The organism is Nocardia sp. NPDC059229 (assembly GCF_042754165.1).
In the GTDB taxonomy this organism is placed as follows: domain Bacteria; phylum Actinomycetota; class Actinomycetes; order Mycobacteriales; family Mycobacteriaceae; genus Nocardia.
Window position 1 is genome coordinate 17,095 of record NZ_JBHZAK010000008.1, and the last position, 18,546, is coordinate 35,640.

The 18,546-nt window shown below is 67.9% G+C and carries 21 protein-coding genes and 1 pseudogene; 3 read left to right on the forward strand and 19 right to left on the reverse strand.

Annotated elements, in window-relative coordinates; translation table 11 throughout:
• Window positions 1-9 precede the first annotated feature (9 nt).
• The 18 genes and pseudogenes from ACFXHE_RS19365 to ACFXHE_RS19450 all read right to left on the reverse strand — a co-directional run bounded on the left by ACFXHE_RS19365 (window position 10) and on the right by ACFXHE_RS19450 (window position 14,410).
• The gene (locus ACFXHE_RS19365; RefSeq protein WP_379384801.1) at window positions 10-762 is read right to left on the reverse strand and encodes an SDR family NAD(P)-dependent oxidoreductase; all 753 of its coding nucleotides are present in this window, start codon (window positions 760-762) and stop codon (window positions 10-12) included.
• A gap of 92 nt (window positions 763-854) precedes the next feature.
• On the reverse strand, window positions 855-1,469 hold the full coding sequence (locus ACFXHE_RS19370) for a class I SAM-dependent methyltransferase (protein ID WP_379384803.1): 615 nt from the start codon (window positions 1,467-1,469) through the stop codon (window positions 855-857).
• 118 nt (window positions 1,470-1,587) lie between these two features.
• Complete coding sequence (locus tag ACFXHE_RS19375; protein ID WP_379384805.1) at window positions 1,588-2,226, reverse strand: TetR/AcrR family transcriptional regulator; 639 nt, start codon at window positions 2,224-2,226, stop codon at window positions 1,588-1,590.
• Complete coding sequence (locus ACFXHE_RS19380; RefSeq protein ID WP_379384807.1) at window positions 2,223-2,633, reverse strand: hypothetical protein; 411 nt, start codon at window positions 2,631-2,633, stop codon at window positions 2,223-2,225. The genes ACFXHE_RS19375 and ACFXHE_RS19380 overlap by 4 nt, the downstream gene beginning before the upstream one ends.
• A gap of 48 nt (window positions 2,634-2,681) precedes the next feature.
• Window positions 2,682-2,927: pseudogene (locus ACFXHE_RS19385) on the reverse strand (helix-turn-helix domain-containing protein); the annotation flags it as partial.
• Window positions 2,867-3,556: a hypothetical protein gene (locus ACFXHE_RS19390; protein WP_379384809.1), complete on the reverse strand. Its 690-nt coding sequence runs from the start codon at window positions 3,554-3,556 to the stop codon at window positions 2,867-2,869. The pseudogene ACFXHE_RS19385 and the gene ACFXHE_RS19390, both read right to left, overlap by 61 nt.
• Before the next feature lie 14 nt (window positions 3,557-3,570).
• Window positions 3,571-4,521, reverse strand: a complete 951-nt coding sequence (locus ACFXHE_RS19395; RefSeq protein WP_379384811.1) for an MlaD family protein — start codon at window positions 4,519-4,521, stop codon at window positions 3,571-3,573.
• Window positions 4,522-5,547 (reverse strand): MlaD family protein, encoded by a 1,026-nt coding sequence (locus ACFXHE_RS19400; RefSeq protein ID WP_379384813.1) that lies wholly within the window; start codon window positions 5,545-5,547, stop codon window positions 4,522-4,524.
• The gene (locus ACFXHE_RS19405; RefSeq protein WP_379384814.1) at window positions 5,544-6,473 is read right to left on the reverse strand and encodes an MCE family protein; all 930 of its coding nucleotides are present in this window, start codon (window positions 6,471-6,473) and stop codon (window positions 5,544-5,546) included. The genes ACFXHE_RS19400 and ACFXHE_RS19405 overlap by 4 nt, the downstream gene beginning before the upstream one ends.
• Window positions 6,474-7,487 carry an MlaD family protein gene (locus ACFXHE_RS19410; RefSeq protein WP_379384816.1) on the reverse strand — a complete coding sequence of 338 codons (1,014 nt, stop codon included), beginning with the start codon at window positions 7,485-7,487 and terminating at the stop codon, window positions 6,474-6,476.
• Window positions 7,487-8,494 carry an MlaD family protein gene (locus ACFXHE_RS19415; protein ID WP_379384818.1) on the reverse strand — a complete coding sequence of 336 codons (1,008 nt, stop codon included), beginning with the start codon at window positions 8,492-8,494 and terminating at the stop codon, window positions 7,487-7,489. Before ACFXHE_RS19415 ends, ACFXHE_RS19410 begins: the two co-directional genes overlap by 1 nt.
• On the reverse strand, window positions 8,491-9,519 hold the full coding sequence (locus ACFXHE_RS19420) for an MlaD family protein (protein ID WP_379384820.1): 1,029 nt from the start codon (window positions 9,517-9,519) through the stop codon (window positions 8,491-8,493). Before ACFXHE_RS19420 ends, ACFXHE_RS19415 begins: the two co-directional genes overlap by 4 nt.
• Before the next feature lie 3 nt (window positions 9,520-9,522).
• Entirely contained in the window at window positions 9,523-10,392 is an 870-nt protein-coding gene (locus ACFXHE_RS19425; RefSeq protein ID WP_379384822.1) for an MlaE family ABC transporter permease, read from the reverse strand.
• Entirely contained in the window at window positions 10,392-11,222 is an 831-nt protein-coding gene (locus tag ACFXHE_RS19430; RefSeq protein ID WP_379384824.1) for an MlaE family ABC transporter permease, read from the reverse strand. The genes ACFXHE_RS19425 and ACFXHE_RS19430 overlap by 1 nt, the downstream gene beginning before the upstream one ends.
• A 299-nt stretch (window positions 11,223-11,521) precedes the next feature.
• Complete coding sequence (locus ACFXHE_RS19435) at window positions 11,522-12,811, reverse strand: NAD(P)/FAD-dependent oxidoreductase (protein WP_379384826.1); 1,290 nt, start codon at window positions 12,809-12,811, stop codon at window positions 11,522-11,524.
• Entirely contained in the window at window positions 12,808-12,990 is a 183-nt protein-coding gene (locus ACFXHE_RS19440) for a rubredoxin (RefSeq protein ID WP_354849896.1), read from the reverse strand. Before ACFXHE_RS19440 ends, ACFXHE_RS19435 begins: the two co-directional genes overlap by 4 nt.
• Window positions 12,987-13,172 carry a rubredoxin gene (locus ACFXHE_RS19445; protein ID WP_379384828.1) on the reverse strand — a complete coding sequence of 62 codons (186 nt, stop codon included), beginning with the start codon at window positions 13,170-13,172 and terminating at the stop codon, window positions 12,987-12,989. Before ACFXHE_RS19445 ends, ACFXHE_RS19440 begins: the two co-directional genes overlap by 4 nt.
• The gene (locus tag ACFXHE_RS19450) at window positions 13,172-14,410 is read right to left on the reverse strand and encodes an alkane 1-monooxygenase (protein WP_379384830.1); all 1,239 of its coding nucleotides are present in this window, start codon (window positions 14,408-14,410) and stop codon (window positions 13,172-13,174) included. The genes ACFXHE_RS19445 and ACFXHE_RS19450 overlap by 1 nt, the downstream gene beginning before the upstream one ends.
• A 108-nt stretch (window positions 14,411-14,518) precedes the next feature.
• On the opposite strand from ACFXHE_RS19450, the gene ACFXHE_RS19455 reads away from it, so the two are divergent.
• Entirely contained in the window at window positions 14,519-15,127 is a 609-nt protein-coding gene (locus ACFXHE_RS19455; RefSeq protein ID WP_379384832.1) for a TetR family transcriptional regulator, read from the forward strand.
• Between the two features lie 46 nt (window positions 15,128-15,173).
• Here ACFXHE_RS19455 and ACFXHE_RS19460 read toward each other — a convergent pair whose 3' ends face one another.
• Window positions 15,174-17,123, reverse strand: a complete 1,950-nt coding sequence (locus ACFXHE_RS19460) for a GMC family oxidoreductase (protein ID WP_379384834.1) — start codon at window positions 17,121-17,123, stop codon at window positions 15,174-15,176.
• Window positions 17,124-17,247: 124 nt separating this feature from the next.
• Between ACFXHE_RS19460 and ACFXHE_RS19465 the strand changes: the two genes are divergently transcribed.
• Both ACFXHE_RS19465 and ACFXHE_RS19470 read left to right on the forward strand, forming a co-directional pair.
• On the forward strand, window positions 17,248-17,727 hold the full coding sequence (locus ACFXHE_RS19465; RefSeq protein ID WP_379384836.1) for a pyridoxamine 5'-phosphate oxidase family protein: 480 nt from the start codon (window positions 17,248-17,250) through the stop codon (window positions 17,725-17,727).
• Between the two features lie 114 nt (window positions 17,728-17,841).
• Complete coding sequence (locus tag ACFXHE_RS19470) at window positions 17,842-18,507, forward strand: respiratory nitrate reductase subunit gamma (RefSeq protein WP_379384838.1); 666 nt, start codon at window positions 17,842-17,844, stop codon at window positions 18,505-18,507.
• Window positions 18,508-18,546: the final 39 nt, after the last annotated feature.

Genomic DNA, 18,546 nt, shown 5'->3' on the forward strand with positions numbered 1-18,546 from the left:
GGGGTGGGGTCAGAGGGACATCTTGCCGTTGTCGACGGTGTAGATGGCGCCGTGGACCGCGGAGGCTTCCTCGGAGCAGAGGAAGGTGATGACGTTGGACACCTGGGCCGGGTCCATGAGGCCGCGGGCGGACGCGGTTTTCATGATAAGGGTGTAGTCGGGGTCCGTGGGGAAGGTGAAGTTCTCCAGGAGGGGCGTGGTCATGCCGCCCGGGCAGACGGCGTTGATCCGGATTGCGCTGCTGTCGAATTCGAGGGCCATGGCCCGGGTGAGCCCGATGAGGCCGTGTTTGGCGGCGCAGTAGCCGGCCGAGTAGGCCTGGCCCTCGAGGCCGGCGATCGAGGCGACGTTGACAATGCAGCCGCCGCGCTCGAGCAGGTGCGGGAGCGCGGCGCGGGAGAGGAAGAACGGCGCGCTGAGGTTGACGGCCAGGTCGTACTGCCACTCCTCGTCACTGACCTCGGCGGTGTGCCGCATGGTGTGCGCCCCTGCCGCATTGACCAGAATGTCGATCCCGCCGAATCGCTCCGTACACGCCCGCACCACCTCCGCGGACGCACCCGGATCAGTGAGATCCGCTGCCAGCCAGCTTGTTTCGTCCCCTTCGAGTGCCGCCTGCAACCGTGCCTCGTCGCGCCCCGCCCCGAACACCCGGGCCCCGCCGTCCCGCAGCGACTGCGCCACGGCCCGCCCCAACCCGGAGGATGCCCCGGTCACCACCGCGACCCGGCCCTCGAACCGCCCGGCACCATTGCCTGCCATACCGTCTCCATTCCATCCCCGGGCAGCCACGAAACCGCCACCCGCTCGAGCGGCCTCCAAAGTAGCTCAGTCGGCAGCGAGGACCGACTGCCTCATCGCGACCTGTCGAAGACGAACAGGTCGCGCCCGCCGAAGGGCGCCGGCCGGCGGTCCGGGCCGAAAGCGATCTCCCGTAACCCGGCCGCCCGCGCTGCGGCTCGGACATCGTCGCGGGACAGCACGCGCCGCACCTGGAGGGCGATACCGGCCGCCATACCGGAATCCACGCAGCCGACCAGCCGGGAGAGTTGAAAGGCCAAGCGGCCGAAGAAGAATCCGCGCACCACCAGCGACGCGCGGCCCAGCCGGCCGCCGGAGGTGGACTGGAGCACGATCACGCGCGACGCCACCCGGGCCGTCTCACCGAGCACGGCCGCGGGATCGGCGGGGAACTGCAAGACGTGCAGGACCAGCGCTGTCTCGAAGGCGTCACTGGGAAACGGCAGCACGCCGTCCGCGCACAGCACCGGCCCGTGCCCCACGACATGCATGTCCACGACATCGGTTTCGATCACGTCGAGCCCGGTGATCGTGCGCAGCAGGTCCGCATTGTGGCCGGTCCCGGAGCCGACATCGAGCACCCGCCCGGCCGCGGGCAGATAGGGTGCGATCCGTTCGGCGATGCGCGCCGCCCGCTCGCCGGCCGCCCGCTCGAGCCGGGCCTTCACGCCACCCGCCCCGGATCGTAAAACAACCCGGTCACCTCGACGCCCACGGTTGATCTCCTCCCCACCCGGCGAACATAGCACCGTCCCCGGACGGCCCTGGGCAACCGCGCGAGCGAGGTCATTCCGGGTCGCCGGCGAGTGCAATCCGAAGGAAGGAGACCAGTTGGTTGCGAACGCGGTCCTGGGTGAGCCCGTCGGATCCGGCGCGTAGGGCCGCCAGCAGCGCCGAGACCAGGATCGAGAGCAGGACCTCCCCCGCGATCTCCGGATCGAGCGAAGGATCCAGGTACCCGTGGGCAATCCCGCGCCGCACCACCTCGACCGATTGCGCCCCATAGGCGCGCGCATGGTGCAGGCAGCGGTCCAGGACTCGATCGTCGATCGAAGAGGCCTCCAGCAGAAAGAAATTCACCAGCCCGCGTTCGGTCTCGACCAGGTCGTAGCAGCGGTCGACGACGCGGGCGTAGCGCGCGCAGAAGGCGTCGAGGGTGGCGGGGATGTCGTCCCCCTCGGGCCCCAGCAGGCGGGCGCGAATGAGGGTGAAGCAGTGGTCGATGACGGCGTCGAGAATGTCGCGCTTGTTGGCGAAGTAGTTGTAGAAGGTGCCGTGGCTGACCCCGGCGGCCGTGGCGATGTCGTCCACGCCGATGCCGCGGAAGCCGCGCGTGAGCACCAATTCGTAGGCGGCGCCGACCAATTCGGCCCGGCGCTGTGCGGCGCGCGGGTGGCGGCCGCGCTCTGCCCGGCCGGCTGTCACGGCGGGGCGCTCCGGGGGCGCAGGGTCTTGTCGAGGACGTCGATCACCGCGGTCATGCTGCGCTCCCGGATGCCCGGATTGCCCGCGCCCAGCAGTTCCCGCATGAGCCACGGCCCGACCATGGTGAGGATGGTGTGCCCCAGCACGTCCGGGTCGATATCGGGACGAATCCACCCTTCCTCCCTGCCGCGTGTCAGTTCCCCCGCGATGAGCGAGGCGGTCAGCGCCTCCAGCCCGAGCAGCCGGTGCGCCAGCTCCGGATCGATGGCCCCGGCCTCCACCACCAGCAGCCGCAGCACCTGCGGCTCCCGTTCGAGCAGGTCCCAGAGCCGGTCGAGGGCCGCTCGCACCGCCGCGACCAGCTCGCCGACCTCGCCCGCGGCGCCGAGGACGGTGTCGAGTTCCATGGCGTCGGTCACCTTCTCGATGCCGAGATCGAGGACGTGGTCGAGGATTTCGCGCTTGCTGCCGAAGTAGCGGTAGACGGTGCCCTGTCCGATCCCGGCCCGGGCGGCGACCTCGGAGATGGCGGTGGCCTCATAGCCGTTGGCGGTGAAGACCTCGAAGGCGGCCTCGATGATCTGCCGGCGGCGCCGCGACGGCAGTTCGGGCTGCGGCGGCCGCCCGATGCGTCGCGAGGTTATTTCGCGGCCCCGCCCTTCTGGCCGAGATCCTTGGGGCCGTAATCGGTGACCAGCCAGTCGCCGCCGCTCTTGGCCACGGTCAGCACCAGCAGGTTCGGCACGGTCGCCGGGTCGGTCTGCTGCACGTTCTGGGTCTTCTGGGTGGCGTAGACGGTGACGGTGTACTGGTCGTTGCCCTTGCCCTCCACCGAGCTGCCGACCACATCGCCGGTCGCCACTACCTGGGCGTCGGTCATGATCTTGGCCAGGGTGTCGTGCACCTGGGTGTACCTGTCGCGCAGCGCATCCGAGGTGCCGCGCTCCACGCCGTCGAAGAAGGCGGGCAGGTTGCGGTAGTCGTAGGTGAGCGAGCGCAGGGTGTAGTCCTTGGCCACCTGCGCGGCGCGGTCGCGGTCGGCCTGGCCGTTCCGCAGCGCGCGGTAGTCACCGGAGGAGTTGTGCCAGAGCACGCCGAGGACCACGGCCACCACCGCGAGCACGGCGGCGGCGACGGTCACCGCCGGGTAGGCGCGTTCGCCGAAACTCTTGGCGGGCACGGCTTCCGAGGGCGCCGGGACCGGAATCGAGATCGGTTCCGCCGCGCCGGTCGGCTCGGTTGCGCCCGTCTGCTCGGTTGCGCTGGTCTGCCCGGTTGCGCTGGTCTGCTCGGTCTCGTCGTTGTGCGCGGTGTTCTCGTTCTCACTCACGAATTGCCTTCTCTCTAGCGAGGAATGTCGATGGCCACATGGGCGGCGCCGTCGCCGGGGAACACCGTGGACAGCAGATCCACGATCGAGCCGGCGTCGACGCGCAGCGGTTTGATCGCGCTGGTCGCGGGTTTCAGGACGGTGGCGATATGACTCAGGTCGGGCCCGATCAGCTGCAAATAGTCATTGATCTTGGTGACCAGCGGCCCGATCGGATCGTCGTAGATCTTCTCGCCGATGTAGGAGTAGTTCTGGAAAGCGGCGATGATGTGCAGCAGCTCCGGCAGCGCGGTGTCGATGTCCCCGGCGGCCGCGCTCAGGGTGGGGGCGCGCCCGTCGAACTTGTCGCCGAGGTTCTGCACGTTCGCGTACAGCCGCGCGATGGCATCGTGCTTGTCCCGCAACAGGTTCGCGGTGCCGACCAGCGCCCTGGTCAGGTTGGCGACATCGGCGTCGCGGCCCTCGAAGCCGGCGGCGACCGTGGTGGCCAGGTTCTGCAGCTTGGCCGGATCCAGTTGCGCGGTCAGTGCATCCAGCTCGGCGAGCGCGTCACCGACGGTGGTCGCGATCTTCACCTGCCGGTTCGGCACCACGCTGCCGTCGTGGAGGAACGGCCCCTGGGTGCCGCTCGGCCGGAAGTCCAGGAATTGCTCCCCCGCCGCCGACAGGTTGGCGATCTGCACCACGCTGTCCACGGGAATCCGGTATTTCGAGTCGTATTCGAGAGTGACGGCCAATCCGCGTCCGGTGGCGCCGATATCGCGGACCTTGCCGATGGGCAGGCCGCGCAGCGTCACCTCGGAGGTCTTCATCAGGCCGCCGGAACTGTCCAGCAGCACGGTGACGGTGTTGTGCTGGCGGCGCGGGTCCAGATTCAGCACGCCGACGGCCATGTAGCTGCCGCAGACCAGGGTGAGCACCAGCAGCATGACCAGCGAAACCGGCCCGGAGAGTGAGAGTTTCATCTAGGGAACCATCCCGATCGAGCGCAGTGTGGTGATCAGCTGGTCGGCCTGCACATCGGCGGACACCCTCTGCACCTTCACATCCGGGGTGCTGAGGAAGGGAATGATCTTCTCCTTCAGCAGGGTGTGGAAGGTGTCGAGATCGGCCGCCAGGGTCAGGTCGGCGTATCCGGCCGTGACCGCGGTCGGTGCGAGGATCGACACGATCGAGCGGAAGTCGCCGACGTGCGGCAGCAGCAGGTCGCCGGCGTTCTTGGCCAGCGGGCCGCCGCTGATGATCAGGTTGACCACCGCCAGCAGCACATCCGACAATCCGGCGGCCCGGTCGGGCCCGAGCGTGAGGATCTGGTCCACCGCCCCGCGGCCGGATTCCAGCTTGGCGGTGATCTGCTGGGCCGAAGTGAGGATGCGATTCAGATCGTCGGTGTGCGAGGCCATGTCGTGCAGCGCCGCGCGGCCCGCCGCATTGATCCGGTCCAGCTCGGCCGGATCCGACGGGAACGCCGCGTTCACGTCGGTCACCAGCTTCTGGATATCGGACCAGCGTCCACCGGTGATGATGTTGGACAATGCCCGCAGAATGTCCTCCACATTCGTGGCGGGAATGGTCTGCGACATCGGGATCACATCACCATTGGCGAGGAACGAGCTGTCCGCGTGCTGGGGCGCTTCCAGCGCGATGTGGATATCGCCCAGAATCGTGGACTGCCGCAATTCCGCGGTCGTGTTCTTCGGCAGTTTGGCGTCGGTGTGCAGTTTCACCGTCGCCACGGCGGCGGTGCCGATCAGATCGATGTGATCGAGCATGCCGACCTCGACGCCGTCGGCGATCACCTTGGCGCGGTCGGGCAGGTTCAGCACCGAGCCGAATTCGATTCGCACGGTATAGGTGTCGCCGGAGGGATAGGTGCCCGGAATCGGGATGTCGGTGGCCTTCACCCCGCAGCCGGTCAGGACCAGCGTGGCCGCCGTGATGAGCGGCGCCAGCCGGATCGCGGTGCGTCTCAGGACCGGTGCGCGCCTCATTTCGCACTCACCTGCGGGAGTTGCGCGGCCAGTGGCGGCAGGGCGGCCAGCAGCGAATTGATATCACCCTCGTGCTGCTGGACGAAGGTGTGCGCCTGCGGCAGTACCGCATCCAGCAGGCCGTAGATCTGCTGATCGTATTTGCCCACATTGCGGGCGATCACCGGGAGGAACTCCACCGCGATATCCACCGCGCCGGAGAATTCGGCCGAGAACTGCCCGATCAGCTGGAGCCCGGCGCGCAGATTGTTCAGCACCTCCGCCATATCCGGCCAGTTGGTCACGAACATGGTGGTGAGCTGGTCCAGATTGTCGACCAGCCGCCGGAAGACGGCATCCTTCTGGGTGGGATCGCCGATCACCGCGGACAGCCGCTGCAGCAATTGGTTCCACTGCTGCCCGGTGCCGTCGATGGCATTGTTCGCCGCGGTGAGGGTGTCGTCGAGCAATGTGTCGGGTTTGCCGCCGGTACCGCCGCCCCCGGTCAGGTCACCAGCGAGCTTTCCCATGGCGTCGAGCGCCTCGCTGATGCCGATCGGCGTCCTGGTCCGCTCCAGCGGAATGCATTGTGAGGTGTCGAATCGGGTGCCGCCGGTATACGGCTTGGTGAGTTCCACATGCCGGTCGGTCACAATGGAACTCGACATGGTGACGGCCTGGATATCGGCCGGGAGTTTCACCGAATCCTTGACACTCATGGTGACCCGCACGCGGTCGCCCATGGCCTCGATCCTGGCGACGGTGCCGACCTCGACGCCGAGCATGGTCACGCTATTGCCCTGGTACAGGCCGACGGTATCGGTGAATTCCGCGCACACGCTCTGTTTCGGATCGCGTTTCGAATTCGCCCACGACACCCCGGTCACCCCGGCGGCCACCACCGCGACGGCGACCCCGGCGGCGAGTGCTGCTCTGCCCCATTTCATTCAGCACGCCTTGCCTTCGTAGGGAATGCACAGCTGGACTCCGGCGGCCGGCTGATCCACTTTCAGCTGGGTGCCCAGCATCCCGTTGAGCCGGTTGATGACATCGCGCATCCCGTTGACGACGGTGTCGATCCGATCCGGGTCCGCGGTCACCTTGGACACCAGCTGCTCGAATTGCGTCACCGACGGCTCGATGCTGTCGCTGTAGGCCATGATCGGCCGGTGCAGGATGACCAGCAGCCTTTTGAGCAGGTTGAACATGCTCACGATGTCGTCCTTGCGATTGCCCAGCTGGTCGGCCACGGCGCCCAGCTGTTTCACGAAATCCGCGAGCAGCGCCTTGTCGTCGGCAATGGCGGCGATGTACTCGTCGGACACATCGAGCGCGCTGTTGAGCTGGTCGGTGCGTTCGGCGAGCAGCCCGGTCAGCTCATCGGCATTCCCGATGACCCCGCGCAGCGCGTCGGGCTGTTGCGCCAGCGCCGAATTCAGCTGCCCGAGGGTGCCGCGCATGGTGGCGGCGTCGACCTTGCCGAAGATCGGGGTGCCCTGGTCGAGAATGTCGCTCAGCTCGAACGGGGTGGCGGTTCGCTCCGGCGGAATGTGCTTCGCGGCAAGCTCCTTGTCCCCGGCCGGGGACAGCGCCAGGTAGTGGCCGCCGATCGGGGTCAGCATCTTGACCTCGACCGCGGACCGATCCCCCACGCGCACACCGTGATTCACCGTGAAGCTGACCTCGACATGGTCGCCGACCAGGTCCACGGCGCGGATCTTGCCGACATTGATGCCGGCCACCCGCACCTCGTCCCCCGAGCGCGCACCACCGGAGATTCTGAAGTCGGCCACGTAGGTGCGCTGCCCGAACGGGATCACATACAGCGCCCCGGCGATGGCCAGCGCGATCACGCACACCACGACACCGGCCATCCCCCAGCGCAATTGGGTGTTCTGGTCCCCGCGCCCGGTGAGCACGTCCCGAATCAGCTCGCCGGCATAGGCGATCAGTGCTCTCATCAGTTGCACACCACCAGTTTCTGGTTGGACAGGATGACGCCGACCACGGCCGGGAGCGCGGCCTCACCGTGCGAGCACGTGATGCGCGGCTGGTAGCCCTGACCCGGCACCGATTGGTTCAGCCCGGTCACCAATTGCGGCGTGAGGGCCAGGATCCGGGTGAGCTGATCGGTCTGCGGCACCAGCCGCCGTAACAGCCCGTCGACCGGTCCGTAGCCGGTGTCGTAGGCGTCGCGACCCTCCTCCAGGATCGGAACCATCGGCCCCAGCACGCCTTTCGCGGTGTCGACCGCGCTCAGCATGGTCCGGGTCTTGGCCGTGAACTGGTGCAGGATGCCCGAGAGCTGCTGCACCAGATCGCCCACCGCCTTGGATTTGCCGCCCAGGGAATCGGCGACCATCCCAAGATTCCGGATGAGCAGCACGATCACGGCCTCGCTGTTGCGGGCGTGCCTGGTGAGTGTGTCCAGATCCGCCAGCACCGGCCCGATACCCGAGCCGTCGCCCTGGATGACCCGCAGCAGGTTGGTGCCGAACTGGTTGAGCTGCGCCGGATCCAAGGTGTCGAACATCGGCTCGAAGCCGTTGAACAGCTTCGACACATCGAAGCTCGGGATCGTCCGCTCGACCGGAATTGTCGCTCCGGCAGCCAGTTTCGCTCCACCCTGCCCCTCGGTGAGCAGCTCGACATACCGCTGTCCGATGAGGTTCTGGTAGCGCACCGCGGCCTTGGTGTTGTCGTACACCGGCCGCGTCCGATCCACCGTGAAGCGGACGCGCGCCCGAGTACCGTCCAGCGACACCGACTCCACCTTGCCGACGGCGACGCCGGACATGCGCACCGAGTCGCCGGCGAAAAGCCCGGAGACATCGGTGAACACGGCATCGTAGGTGACCTTGTCACCGGGAATCGGGGTGCGCAGCGCCGTCACGATGAAGGTGGTGCAGGCGGCCACGACCACCAGGAAGACCGTGAGCTTGAGCGCCGATTTGGTGATGTCGCTCATTTCGACCCTCCCGCCAGCGAATCGGCCAGGTACGGCATGGTTTTCGCGATCAGCTCGAGCTGCAGCTGGACCCGGCCGTCCACCACCGGGAAGGCGCCGTCCATGGCCTGCAGCAGATTCGGCACGCGGTTGTAGGCCGGGGCCACCGACCCCACCGACACACTGATCGGCACCGCCAGGTCCAGAATGCTGTCGAGGATCTTCTCCAGATCCGGGTTGTTCTGCTGCAGCAGATTCGAAAGCCCCACCAGCACCGCGTCGTTCACGCCATTGGTGGACTTGTTGGTGCGCGCCTGGTTCTCCGGATCGCCGAAGTAGGCGCTCTGCTCGAGCACGGCCAGGATGGCGTGCCCGGCCGAGGGGGTCAGGTCCCGAAACGCCCCGGTCATGTCCCCGCCGATGCGCAGGTAGTGGGCCAGGGTGTTCTGCTGACCGTCGGCCAGCAGCTTCGCGGTCGCGAAGAACGACTGCAGTACCGGGCCCATGCTCGAGGCATTGTCGAGCAGCAGGTCGAACAGCCGGTGCATCGCCGCCGAATCCAGCACCTGGGTCAGGCGCGCGGCGCGCCGGAAGACCCCGGCCACGGTGGCATTGGTGGCGTTCGCCCCGATCTGCAACACCGTGTGCTCGCGCAGCTTCCTGCCGTCGGTGCCCGGCACCAATTCGATGGCGCTGGAACCGAACACGTTCGACGAGGTGAAGCGTGCGCTGACGTCGTCGGTGAGGGCGTCGGCCTGGCGGCGCTCGATCGCGAGATCGATGCGCTGATGCCCGTAGCCGACGGTCTCGACCTTCTCGACGGTGCCGATGGCGTAGCCGCGGAACTTCACCTCCGCGCCCGGGGCCAGGCCCTCACCCAGCGTCGCGGCATCGATGGTGACCTCGAACCGGTCCGAGAAACCGCCCCGCGCATAGGAACTCACGACAATCGTCACAGTGACGAGCACGATGGCGACCACCAGGCCGCGCGCCCGCAATATCCAGGGACCGGCGCTACGGCCGGAATAGTCCTTGAACACGGCCATGTTTCACCCCGAGATCCGGATGCCGACATCCAGGCCCCAGATCACGATCGTGAGGATCATGTCCAGGATGACCACCAGCACCAGGCTGGCGCGAATGGCCCGGCCCGAGGCCCGGCCCACGCCCTCCGGGCCGCCCGAGGCGTAGAAGCCCTGGTAGCCGTGGATGAGAATGATGACGACCACGAAGATCGTCGCCTTGACCAGCGAGGCCAGCACATCGCCGGGCTGCAGGAAGGCGTCGAAATAGTGGTAGTAGGTGCCCGAGGACTGCCCGTGCAGCACGTTCACCACGGTCGCGCACGAGAGGTACGACAGGATCAGCGTGAGCAGGTGCAACGGCACGATGGTGATCACGCCCGCGATCACACGGGTGGTCACCACGAAGGGCATGGGCCGGATGCCGATGGCCTCCAGCGCGTCGATCTCCTCGGAGATGCGCATGGCCCCGATCTCGGCCGTCATGCGGCAACCCGCCTGGGCCGCAAAGCCGATGGCCGCCACCATGGGCGCCATCTCGCGGGTATTGGCATAGGCGGAGACGAACCCGGTGAGCGGGCCCATGCCGACCATGTTCAGCGCGGTGAAACCCTCCACCCCGATGGAGCCGCCGACCGCGATGCCCAGGAATGCCAGCACCGCGACGGTACCGCCGCCGACGATGATCGCCCCGGAGCCCCAGGTGATGTCGGACAGGATGAGCATGGTCTGGCGCCGGTAGATCCGCAGCGTGTGCGGGATGGCGGCGAGCACCTCGTAGACGAAAGTCGCCTGGTGGCCCAGAGATTCGAAAACGGACAGGGGCGCCTGCGCGCTCGCGCCGATGACCCGGCCCGCCGTCCCGAGCGGCGCGTATCTGGCTGGCACCTGTGTCATCAGCCCACCTGCGTCGGGATGAACATCGAAACCAGCTGGGTGATCACCAGATTCACGCCGAAGGCGGCGATCACGCCGATCACCACCGCGGCGTTCACGGCATTGGCCACCCCGCGCGGGCCGGCCGTGGCCTCGAGTCCGCGCTGACAGGACACCACCAGCACGATCACCCCGAAGACGATCGACTTCGCGATGGCCACCCACAGGTCGGTCAGCTTGGCGAAGGCCGCGAACGCGGACAGGTAGGAGCCGGGCGTCACGCCCTGGAAACCGACGGCGATCACATAGCCGGTGAACACGCCCATGAAGATGATCAGCATGCACAGCAGCGGCGTGAGTGCGATCATGGCCGCCAGCCGAGGCGCGACCAGCCGGCGCACCGGGTCGATTCCCATGACGCGCAAGGCATCCACTTCGTCGCGAATGGTGCGCGCACCCAGATCCGAGGCGATGGCCGAGCCGGCCGCGCCGCCCAGCAGCAGCGCGGTCACCATGGGCGCGCCCTGCCGGATCACGCCCAGGCCGCCGGCCGCGCCGGACACCGAACTCGCGCCCACCTGCTGGGTCAGGCTCCCCACCTGCACCGCCACGATGACGCCGAACGGAACCGACACCAGCACAGCGGGAATCGCCGTCACGCTGACGATGAACCAGCCCTGCTGTAGCGTGTCACGCCACGGATGGCGCAGTGTGACGATATCGACGACCAGAAACCGGAATGCTGCGATCGCCAGCTGAATGGTGCGTCCGAATGTCCGCAGCCCCGAGAGAACGAATTCGATTGCCTGCCGTACCAACGGTTCCGGCCCCCGAACAGCCTTGTCGACCAATGTTCACCACCCCACAGCCCCACTGTTGGTCGATGCCGACCGGTCCCTCTGCTGACCGGTTCGAACTGACCGAGACAGTAATACAGATTTCGGACTGACGTGTCAGTCTTCACGGAAATACTCGCGGGCTTGACAGGGGGCCACCGGTCGGGGAAAGATGCGCGCGCCGCGCGAATAGCATGTCCTACCAGCAGGTTTCAGCAATGAGTCGGCAAATGCGAAATGCCACTGAACCATTCGACTGGTCCAGCGGCATTTCGGATTTTGCGGGCGGTTAGCTCAACTGCGGGCGCATGCCCTCACGACTGTCCGGACAGTGCGACCGCCTCGGCCAGCGGCCGGGATTCGTCCACGCAGGCACCGGGATCCAGCACCGCGCCCCGCCCGATCAGGTCCCTTGCCGCCCGGAACTCCGCCGGCCGGGCAATGGCCACCGCACCGGTCGCGCGGCCCTCGCGCAGCGCGAGCACCGTCGCGTCCCCGGCCTCGACCCGGCCCCGCACCACCAGCTCGTCACCGGCGTGAATTACGCCCGCGAACTGCACGTTCCGGCCATACTGCATCGACCAGCCCCAGGGAACCTCGGCAGCCGCGGCGGGCAGTCCGAGCATCGATCGGGCCGCCGCCGCACCCTGGGACTGGGCGCTGTTCCAATGCTCCTCGCGTCGATACCCGCCCGACACTGGATCGAATCGGGCCACGGCGTCACCGGCCGCATAGACCCCCGGCTCGGATGTCCGATAGTGCTCGTCCACCCGAATCCCGTCACCAACCGCGAGCCCGGCAGCCTCGGCGAGCCGAGTGTCCGGGACAGATCCGATCGCGACCAGCATCGCGGCCGCTGTCCAGGTGCTGTCATCGGCGGCCACGGCGACCACCTCCGCACCGTCCTGGGCGAGATGCGTCAGCCGGACGTCGGTGTGGATCGCGACCCCGTTGTCCGCGTGCAGCTTCCGGAGATAATCGCCGATCGGGCGTGGCGCGACGCGCTCGAGCGGCACGGCCGCCGCGTCCAGCACCGTGACCTCCGCGCCGAGCCCCCGTGCGGTTGCCGCGACCTCGCACCCGATCAGCCCGGCCCCGATGATCAGCAGCGATCCACCCTGTGCGATCGCCTCCCGCAAGACCTCCGCATCCGCCCGGCCGCGCAGCGTGTGGATCCGCTCGCCCGTGTCGGGACGCCGTCCCCCGATCTCGACACCCCTGCGGTCGAGATCGGGGCGGACCGGCGTGGCAGCCGTCGACAATGCGCGCGGCCGGGCTCCGGTAGCCAGTAGAAGGGTGTCGTAGCCGATCGCCGTGCCGTCGCCCAGCCACACCAGCGCCGGGCCCGGGTCGATGGATTCGACCGTGGTGCCGGGGCGCAGGTCGATCCGGTGGGTGTGCCAGAAGTCCCTGGGCTGCAACAGGGTCCGGCGGTCCTCGACGGTTCCGGCAAGGAGTTCCTTCGACACCATGGGGCGGCGGTACGGGTGTCCGGGTTCCGCGCCGAGCAGCACGATCTCGCCGGTGTAGCCCTCGGTGCGCAGGGTGCGGGCGGCGGTGGCACCCGCGACGCCCGCGCCCACGATGACAATGCGGCCGCTCACGCGCGGCTGACCTCGACCATCTCGAAATCGCTCTTGGCAGCGCCGCAATCCGGGCAGGACCAGTCGTCGGGGATGTCGTCCCAGCGGGTGCCGGCGGCGATGCCGTCCTCGGGCCAGCCCAGGGCCTCGTCGTATTCGAAGCCGCACTGCAGGCAGCGGAAGAGTTTGTAGTCGCTCATGAGTGGTGTCCTGTCGAGGTGGAAGTGGGTTCGAAATCGACCTTTTCGCGCACCCCGCAGTCGGGGCAGCACCAGTCGTCGGGGACGGCGGACCAGGGTGTGCCGGCCGGGAAGCCTTCCCGCGGCGCGCCTTTCGCCTCGTCGTAGACGTAATCGCAGACCGGGCAACGGTAGGACGACATCACGCCACCCCGTACTTCGCCAGCACGCGCGCCCGCTTGCGGGGCTGGATGTTCACCTTGGTGATGTCGCCCGAATAGTGCTCGAGCACCCGGTGATCCATCACCCGCCGCCACAGTGGCGGGAAGTAAGCCAGCGAGATCATGCTGGCGTATCCGCTGGGCAGGTTCGGCGCGCCGTCCATACTGCGCAGTGTCTGGTAGCGGCGGGTGGGGTTCGCGTGATGATCGCTGTGCCGCTGCAGGTGGTACAGGAAGATATTCGTGACGATGTGGTCGGAGTTCCAGCTGTGCTCCGGGGTGCACCGCTCGTAGCGGCCGCTGGCGGTCTTCTGCCGCATGAGGCCGTAGTGCTCGAGGTAGTTGACGGTCTCGAGCAGGGTGAAACCGTAGATCGCCTGGATCACCAGCCAGGGCAGCACCGCCGGGCCGAAGACCGCGGCCAGCACGCCCCACAGCACCACCGACATCAGCCAGGCATTGAGCACGTCGTTGCGAATCGTCCACGGGCGCTTGCCCAGTCGCTCCAGTCGCTTGGCCTCCAGCTCCCACGACGAGCGCAGGCTGCCCCACACGCTGCGCGGCAGGAAGGACCAGAAGGTCTCGGCGAAGCGGGCGCTGGCCGGATCCTCGGGCGTGGCCACCCGCACGTGATGGCCGCGATTGTGCTCGATGTAGAAGTGGCCGTAGAAGGTCTGGGCGAGCGTGATCTTCGACAGCCAGCGCTCCAGTTCGTCCTTCTTGTGGCCGAGTTCGTGCGCGGTGTTGATGCCGACGCCGCCCATGACACCCATGCTCAGCGCCAGGCCGATCTTGGAGACCACGCCGAGGCCGCCGTCGATGCCCAGCCAGGACAGGTCGCTCGCGGTCCACAGGTAGCAGGCGACGGTCAGGCTCAGCAGCTGGAAGGGAATGTAGGTGTAGACGCAGTACCGGTAGTACTTGTCGTTCTCCAGGTACTCCATCACCTCGTCGGGCGGGTTCTGGCCGTCCGGGCCGAAGAAGCGGTCCAGCACCGGCAGCAGCCCGTACACCAGCAGCGGGCCGATCCACCACCAGACCGGGGCGACGACCGACCAGCCGAGCTCGTTGAACGCCCACACCAGCACCATCGCCACGAACAGGGCGGTCGGGGGTACGAGACCGAACAACCACAGATACCGCTTGCGGTCACGCCACTGGGGGCGGGCCGAAGCCTCCGACTCCCGGCTGCGTCCAACTCGAGAACGAGACGTCGTCATTGCCGTACTCCTTGCATTTACACTTTCCGAAGAACTGTATTCATTAGATACACTGTTATCCAGTCTGTCAACGACGGGACGAAAGTTGAGCTCATGTACCATCAGGACGTGGTTGAAGCGCCGAACTTCCAGACAGAGATGCGGCAGTTGCTGCGTGAGCGGATCATCGAGGCCGGGCGGCGCATAGTGATCACCGAGGGCTGGGGCGCGGTGAACATGTCACGGCTGGCCAAGGAGGTCGGCGTGAGCCGGCCGGTGCTCTACAAGGAATTCGCCAACAAGCACGAGCTGGCCGAAGTGGTGATCCAGCAGGAGGTCGACGTCTTCCTGGTCGGCATCGCCGAGAGCCTGGCCGCGCATCCCGCGGACGTGGCGGCCGGCATGACCCAGGCGGTCGACTACACGCTGCGCACGGGCGCCGACAACACCCTGCTCAAGGCGGTACTGGCCGGGCGGTCGGAGACCGACACCGCCCTGCTGCCGGTGCTGATGACCGAGACCGAGCCGGTCCTGGGCCGCGCGATCACCGCGGTGTCGGGCGCGCTTCGCACGCAGTACGGGCTCGACGATATGAGCGATGCCGAGCTGACCTCGATGTCGGAGGTCTTGGTCCGGCTCGCCCTGAGCCATCTGTTCCAGCCGACGGGCCCGATCGACCGGGCCGTCGGCCAGATCCATCGGGTGATCGTCGGCGCCTTCGGCGCGGCGCTGGAATAGGCTGCCGCGCAAGCGGATCGGGCTGTCTCGCCACGTCGGGAAGAAATCAGGCCAGGCGCGCGGCGAGCCTTGTGGCGTTCATGTGGGCGATGGCCTCGATGCTCACCATCGGGTTCACGCCGGAGGCGGTCGGGAAGCAGGAGCCGTCGGCCACCACGATATTCGGGACGTCCCAGGTGACACCGTCGGGATTGGTGGCCGAATCCGCGGGTGAGCCGCCCATGCGGGCCGAGCCCATGATGTGCAGCGCGCCCATCGAGCACCGGCCCGGCGCGTAGCCGGCCGCGGCGGCCTGCGCGGCGAACTCCTCGTGCGAGCCGCTCGCGCCGGGCTCGTAGCCGACGCCGGCCTGATGGCCGGAGAAGATCCGCTCCGCCCCGGCCGCCTCCAGAATGCGTGCGGCATTGACGATTCCGGTGTGCATGTGGGCGGCGTCGCGGGCGGAGATCCGGTAGCGCACCACCGCCTCACCGCGGCGGTCGGTCTCGACCGAGCCGTGGTCGCGGTCGCGGGTGATCACGCCGACGGCCACGGTATTGGCGAGCTTCAGCATGCGGTCGCGATGGGTGACCGCGCCGGTCCAGGCCTGGAAGCCGACCGACATGCCCGGGGTCATGGGGCCGGTCTCGTAGATCACGCCGTATCCGTTCCCGTCGAGGTCACGGTCCTGCTTGGAATACCGGGTCTGCATGCCGCCCTCCCAGGGGCGGATGTCCTCGTCGAAGACCCCGAAAACCGCTGTGGCCGGATGCAATCGGAGGAAGTCGCCGATATTGCGGTTGCCCAGTCCGGAACGTCGCAGCAGGGCGGGAGTCTGGATGGCCCCGGCGGCGACCACCACCGCGCGGGCCCGCACCCAGACCGAACGGCCCTCGGCCGTCACGGCTTCCACGCCGGTGGCGCTGCCATTGGCGACCACGATGCGCCGCACATCGGTGCCCACGAACAGGCGCGCACCCGCCTCGGCCGCGTCCGCCAGCCAGGTCTTGACCACCGACTGCTTCGCGCCGATCCGGCAGCCGAAACCGCAACGCCCGCATTCGATTCCGGCATCGCAGTGGGTGACATTGCGGGGCAGCGGCTCGACGTGCCAGTCCAGCTTGCGCAGGCCGCGCTCGAGAATCTCGTCGCGGTGCGAGGCGGGTGAGTGATCGAGGTTCACCCCGAGGCGCGACACCACGGCCTCCAGGGCGTCGGTGTACTCCTGCTCGGCGAATTGCCGTGCGCCCAGCTTGGCCCATTCCGCGCGGACGTCGTCCGGGGTGCGGAAGGAGGTGGTCCAGTTGACCACGGTGCCGCCGCCCAGCGCGGTCCCCGCCACCAGCCCGAGCTGACCTTCGGCGGTGGCGGCCGGGCCAGGGGCGTACAGCTTCAGGAAGCCTTCCTTCTCCCCGATGCCGAAATCCGGATCGTCGTAGTACTCACCGCGTTCCAGCACCACCACATCGAGCCCGGCCCGGGCCAGCACCGCCGCGGCCGTGCCGCCGCCCGCGCCCGACCCGATGACGACCACATCGCACACGACGGTGGTGTCGGCATCCGGACGCTGCGGGCTGAGCCCGCGCTGCGCGCCCTCGACCGGCCCGAAGGCGGGCGGAATGCCGATCCGATCCCACACCGGATTGATCCCGGAGGGCCCGGGCGTCAAGTAATAGGAGGTGACCGCCGCCCCCTTCAATGCCTGGAACAGCGCCCGCTTCTGTTCGAGCCGCGAATTGGCCATCCCCAGCAGCCATCGCTCCCGGTCCTCGGCGCTCAGCCGCGAGAACTTGCGCCAGCCCGCGCCGTTGAGCAACCCGAACAGCCGTGAATCCCATACGCGCATCAGCAGTTCGAACTGCCGACGTTCCGTGTCCCGCGGATTGCGCCCGAGTAGTTCGGTGACGGTGTCGACCACCCCCAGCTCGGAGGCCGCCGGCAGGTCACCCCCGGCCCCCGGCGCGAAGCTGTCACACACCATTCCGAGTACGGCACGCCGCGCCGCGTCTGAAGCCATGCCGCCATCATGCGCCACACCCCCGCCGCTGTCCCGGCAAATGCGGCACACCGCCCTCACTTGTCTCGCCGGAATCCGGTTACCCTCGAATCGCCCCATCCGTTCGAACCGGTCAGGACCACGCGTGACACTCGATCAGAACTGGGATCGCATCCGCGACACCGTATCCCGCGCCGGACACTGCGCGATCGCCTCGGTGAATGCGGACGGTTCGCCGAATGTCACGCCGATCGGCACGGTCTTCCTGGGCGACACCGGGACCGGGTTCTATTTCGACCAGTACACCGAGGCGCTGGCCCGCAATCTGGACGCCGATTCCCGGGTGTGCGTGCTGGCCGTGGACAGCAGTCCGCTGTTCTGGTTCCGGTCCTTGCTCACGGCGCGCTTCCCGGCCCCGCCCGGGGTCCGCCTCTACGGCACGGTGGGCGCGAAACGTCCCGCCACCGACGACGAACTGCGGCAGGTGCGGAATCGGGTGCGAATTCCCGTGCGCCTCAAAGGTGGCCGACTGCTGTGGTCGGATTTCAGCCACGTCCGGGATCTCACCTTCACCGACTATCGACCGGTTCGGTACCCGCACATGATGTCTCATCTCTGGCAGTAGTGGGGGCCGAGCCGGTTCGCCGGGTTGGCACGATTCGACACTTCTCTGCAGGCGTCGGGCGTGCGAAAGTTGCTCGGCGAGTGGTGCGGATACCGATCTCCGTGAGGTGAGGGCATGATGATCGCGTTGTGGGTGGCGCTGCCTTACGCCGCCATCCTGTCGTGCGCGGTCGGGCATGTCTGGCGGTATCGGCGCGACGGGTTCCGCGGGTATCTGTATGGGCCGCACATCGATCGAGCGCAGCGGGCCGGGATCGCGGCGGTACGCGCCGGCTTCCCGATCGTCTTCGTGGTGCGGGTCGTGGAAATGCTTGCGTCCGGGCCGCATTCGCGACCCGGCCACGGTATCCAGCTGGTGCTGGCGGCCATTCAGATCGTCGCCGTGCCGGTGACCATCGCGGGGGTGGCGCTCATCCTGATTCCGCCGCTGATCGACGCCGATGTCCGGCAGCGGGTGACACCGGTGGACCGAATCACGCTGCCGCTGCTGGCGGCGGCACTCATGTCGGCCGTGCTGGTGACCTTCGACGGCGGGTCCACCGACGGCCGATACCGCACCGCCGAAACGCTTTTCACCTGGGCACGCTCGCTGATCGCCCTGCATCCGGATCCGGCGGTCATGGACCACGCCCCGATCCTGTACCAGGCGCGCGGACTCATCGTGGTGCTGATCGTCGCGGTCTGGCCCTACACCCGCCTGGCCGGCATCCTCACCGTCCCCGCGGTGCGCGTCGTCCGCCAGGTCGCCGCCACCCCCTACCGGTCCGCGCCGTCGGTCTGATCCTCCCGGGACCGCGATTTCCGGGAGGTTGCTCCCATT

What these genes read in the sequence shown, in the direction of transcription:
- ACFXHE_RS19445 (WP_379384828.1), bottom strand. Translation starts at nt 13,172, where the DNA reads ATGTCGTCCTACCGTTGCCCGGTCTGCGATTACGTCTACGACGAGGCG.
- ACFXHE_RS19470 (WP_379384838.1), top strand. Translation starts at nt 17,842, where the DNA reads ATGATGATCGCGTTGTGGGTGGCGCTGCCTTACGCCGCCATCCTGTCG.
- ACFXHE_RS19420 (WP_379384820.1), bottom strand. Translation starts at nt 9,519, where the DNA reads ATGGCCGTGTTCAAGGACTATTCCGGCCGTAGCGCCGGTCCCTGGATA.
- ACFXHE_RS19410 (WP_379384816.1), bottom strand. Translation starts at nt 7,487, where the DNA reads ATGAGAGCACTGATCGCCTATGCCGGCGAGCTGATTCGGGACGTGCTC.
- ACFXHE_RS19400 (WP_379384813.1), bottom strand. Translation starts at nt 5,547, where the DNA reads ATGAGGCGCGCACCGGTCCTGAGACGCACCGCGATCCGGCTGGCGCCG.
- ACFXHE_RS19425 (WP_379384822.1), bottom strand. Translation starts at nt 10,392, where the DNA reads ATGACACAGGTGCCAGCCAGATACGCGCCGCTCGGGACGGCGGGCCGG.
- ACFXHE_RS19380 (WP_379384807.1), bottom strand. Translation starts at nt 2,633, where the DNA reads ATGGAACTCGACACCGTCCTCGGCGCCGCGGGCGAGGTCGGCGAGCTG.
- ACFXHE_RS19405 (WP_379384814.1), bottom strand. Translation starts at nt 6,473, where the DNA reads ATGAAATGGGGCAGAGCAGCACTCGCCGCCGGGGTCGCCGTCGCGGTG.
- ACFXHE_RS19395 (WP_379384811.1), bottom strand. Translation starts at nt 4,521, where the DNA reads ATGAAACTCTCACTCTCCGGGCCGGTTTCGCTGGTCATGCTGCTGGTG.
- ACFXHE_RS19415 (WP_379384818.1), bottom strand. Translation starts at nt 8,494, where the DNA reads ATGAGCGACATCACCAAATCGGCGCTCAAGCTCACGGTCTTCCTGGTG.
- ACFXHE_RS19365 (WP_379384801.1), bottom strand. Translation starts at nt 762, where the DNA reads ATGGCAGGCAATGGTGCCGGGCGGTTCGAGGGCCGGGTCGCGGTGGTG.
- ACFXHE_RS19440 (WP_354849896.1), bottom strand. Translation starts at nt 12,990, where the DNA reads ATGAGCGACTACAAACTCTTCCGCTGCCTGCAGTGCGGCTTCGAATAC.
- ACFXHE_RS19450 (WP_379384830.1), bottom strand. Translation starts at nt 14,410, where the DNA reads ATGACGACGTCTCGTTCTCGAGTTGGACGCAGCCGGGAGTCGGAGGCT.
- ACFXHE_RS19460 (WP_379384834.1), bottom strand. Translation starts at nt 17,123, where the DNA reads ATGGCTTCAGACGCGGCGCGGCGTGCCGTACTCGGAATGGTGTGTGAC.